Origin of the sequence: Acinetobacter lactucae (assembly GCF_013344765.1) — a bacterium.
GTDB lineage: Bacteria > Pseudomonadota > Gammaproteobacteria > Pseudomonadales > Moraxellaceae > Acinetobacter > Acinetobacter lactucae_A.
Genome location: NZ_JABVBF010000456.1, coordinates 1 through 372, shown reverse-complemented (window position 1 = coordinate 372; position 372 = coordinate 1). Strand labels below are relative to the sequence as shown.

Here is a 372-nt window from a genome sequence, read left to right as displayed (position 1 = left end):
GAACATGGGCTTCCATTTCGGCAGCAAACTTAGGACCTTGTGTTTTTTGCACAGAGGTGAAGTTTTCAATGTCCATGGTATCCATGACCTGACCACCAAAGCGTTCAGCCACGATACCGGTGTTAATGCCTTTACGTGCTGCATAGATCGCAGCTGTTGCACCCGCAGGGCCACCACCAATTACCAATACATCAAATGCATCTTTGGCATTGAGTGCTGCTGCATCTTTTTCAGCTGAGTTAGTGTCAAGTTTCGCCACAATCTCTTCAAGGGTCATACGGCCTTGACCAATGTGCTCGTTATCTTGGAATACCATCGGTACAGCCATGATTTTGCGTTGTTCCACTTCGTCTTGGAAGAATGAACCATCAA

The 372-nt window shown here is 46.8% G+C and carries 1 protein-coding gene; it reads right to left on the bottom strand.

Annotation, left to right across the window (positions count from 1 at the left end):
• Positions 1-372, bottom strand: a 372-nt coding sequence (locus tag HUN22_RS17820) for an FAD-dependent oxidoreductase (protein ID WP_174732128.1), incomplete at both ends; no start/stop codon positions are given.